The organism is Streptomyces sp. NPDC031274 (assembly GCF_055570235.1).
Genome location: NZ_JBVIHP010000092.1, coordinates 1 through 2,339, shown reverse-complemented (window position 1 = coordinate 2,339; position 2,339 = coordinate 1). Strand labels below are relative to the sequence as shown.

Sequence of the window (2,339 nt, the reverse complement as noted above, 5' to 3'; positions counted from 1 at the left end):
GCACCGGTCACCACAATCTTCGGGCCTTCTCCCGCCCACTGCTTCATGACGCCACTCCCCGCTCCTTGCCGAACTGCATCTTCTTGACCATGCCGGGTGTCGCGATCGCGGGCAGCAGGCACCGCCAGGCTTCCTCGATCCGCTCGGGCAGGTCGCTGCGGGAGGTCTCCAGCTGCGCATGCATCTGCGCTCCCGTACAGGCGCTGACGATGAGGCGGGCATACGCCTCGACGTCCACCCCGGCCCTCAACTCGCGCCGCTTCTGCGCGTCCTGGAAGTCCCGCAGGAGGATGCCCATCCACTGCTGGTGCGAGTTCTCGCTCTTGGGCACGAAGTGCTCCTGGTCCATCACCAGGCGGGCACCGGCCTGCAGGACGGGATTGTCGAGCAGTTGGTACGCCCAGGTCAGCGTGGTGTCGATGGCGTGCTGCAGGCCCTGCGAGTCCTGGGGCGGCACCACGAGGTCGGGCTGGGCCGTGACGATCTCGCGCGCGAGTTCCTCCTTGGACTTGAAGTGGAAGTACACCGCCCCGAGGGTCAGCCCCGCCCTCTCCGCGATCCGCGCGACGCTGGCGCCGGCGAAGCCGTACTCCCCGAACACCTCGGCCGCCGCCCGGATGAGGGCGGCCCGCGTCCGCGCCGCCCTCTCCTGCTTCACCGCTCGCACCGCCATGTGCACCCCGCTGATCAGCTTCGACAAGAAAAATACTATTCTTTATCTTACTGCAGGCGGGGGAGATGCAGTACCTCCCCATGCCTAAGTTCAGCACGCGGTTTCAGGGGAGAGAACTCGTCATGGCAGTCACCGTCACCACATCGGCGCCCGAGTCGATGGCCACCAAGAAGCTTGTGCGCAAGTCCATCCAGGATGAAGCCCTGGTCACCGGCTGGCGCCCGGTCTCCGAGATGTGCCAGATCGTCACCGCGCGCTGGCCGCACCAGCACAGCTTCTACACCGAAGGCGGCAGCTACAGCCCGCTGCTGGTGACGGAGACACTGCGCCAGGCGCTCGCGCTGCTGACGCATGCCGCGCACGACATCCCCCTCAACCACCGCCTGGGCTGGGAGCAGATCCGGTCCACCGTCGACGCCGAGGCACTGGACACGGACGCGGGCCCCTCCGAGGTGGAGCTGCTCATCGTCCACACACAGGTCAAGCGACGCCGACTGGGCTCGGTGCAGCTGGCCGCCCAGGTGGAGGCCAGCCGCGCGGGCAAGCCGCTGGGCACCGCCTCGCTGGAGTACACCACCCATCCCCCGGCCATCTACGACCGTCTGCGCGGCAACTACGCGGACGCCGCGAGCGCCTTCGCCCAAGCGATCCCGCTCACCCCTGCCGTGCCGGCCTCCCAGGTCGGCCGAGGCGACTCGCGCAATGTGGTCCTCTCGCCCACGAGCGAGCCGGACACCTGGCAGCTGCGCGTGGACACCTCGCACAGCGTGCTCTTCGACCACCCGCACGACCACATCCCCGGCATGGTGCTCCTGGAGGCCGCCGCCCAGGCGGCCCAGGCCGTGGCGATGCCGCGCGCGGTGGTGCCGGTCGCCTTCGACACGGCGTTCTTCCGGTACGTGGAGTTCGACCAGCCCTGCCTGATCACGACGGAGCCCCTCACCCAGGACGGCGAGGGCCACATGTCCGTCAAGGTCAACGCCCACCAGGGCGAACTCCCCGTGTTCTCCAGCACGGTGACGCTTCAGGCGAAGCCGGTGCACTGACGGCGCGAGCAGAACAGGGGCCCGGCTCCCATGAGCCGGGCCCCTTCAGACCTCCATGTCTGCCGGATCAGCGAAGTGGTGGTGTGTCACCGCTACACGTTGAAGCGGAACTCGACCACAAGGCCCTGACCTGCGGAAATGCGGACGCATCCCAGCACCATCCCAGCACGGGGTCCGCGACAAAGTACAAGAAGATCCAATGGCGCCGAGACTACGCCGCAAGATGCGGGCTGCGCAGCATTCCACCCGATGTAATAGTTCCTGTACTAGACTGGCCCCCATGAAGTCACCCCGCCCCGGCGGCACGGAGAACATCTCCGTCTCGATGCCCTCGGAACTCCTCGGTGCTCTACGCACGCGCACTGGCAAGCGTGGCGTGTCCGCCTATGTGACTGCGGCAGTCCGGCACCAGCTGGCGATGGACGGCCTCGCCGAGATCGTCGCCGCCTACGAAGCCGAGCACGAGCCGTTGAGTGAGGCCGAGGTCCAGGCCGCGCAGCGCGAACTTTTCGGTGAAGTACAGGCGCCGTACGCGTCAGGCGACAGCGCCACATGAAGGCACCCGCGGCCAGGTCCCTGGTCCTGGACTCCCAGGCGTTGTCGCTGCTCCTGCGGAACGA

3 protein-coding genes are annotated in these 2,339 nt (G+C 67.6%); 2 read left to right on the top strand and 1 reads right to left on the bottom strand.

Going from position 1 to position 2,339, the window contains the following annotated elements; all coding sequences use genetic code 11:
• Positions 1-43: 43 nt before the first annotated feature.
• A complete protein-coding gene (locus ACZ5CR_RS43735; protein WP_468868841.1) occupies positions 44-673 on the bottom strand; it encodes a ScbR family autoregulator-binding transcription factor in 630 nt (209 codons plus the stop codon).
• A gap of 122 nt (positions 674-795) precedes the next feature.
• Between ACZ5CR_RS43735 and ACZ5CR_RS43730 the strand changes: the two genes are divergently transcribed.
• Together ACZ5CR_RS43730 and ACZ5CR_RS43725 are read left to right on the top strand one after the other, a co-directional pair.
• Complete coding sequence (locus tag ACZ5CR_RS43730; protein WP_468868838.1) at positions 796-1,719, top strand: ScbA/BarX family gamma-butyrolactone biosynthesis protein; 924 nt, start codon at positions 796-798, stop codon at positions 1,717-1,719.
• Positions 1,720-1,999: 280 nt separating this feature from the next.
• Positions 2,000-2,275 (top strand): hypothetical protein, encoded by a 276-nt coding sequence (locus tag ACZ5CR_RS43725; protein WP_468868834.1) that lies wholly within the window; start codon positions 2,000-2,002, stop codon positions 2,273-2,275.
• The last annotated feature ends 64 nt before the right edge of the window (positions 2,276-2,339 follow it).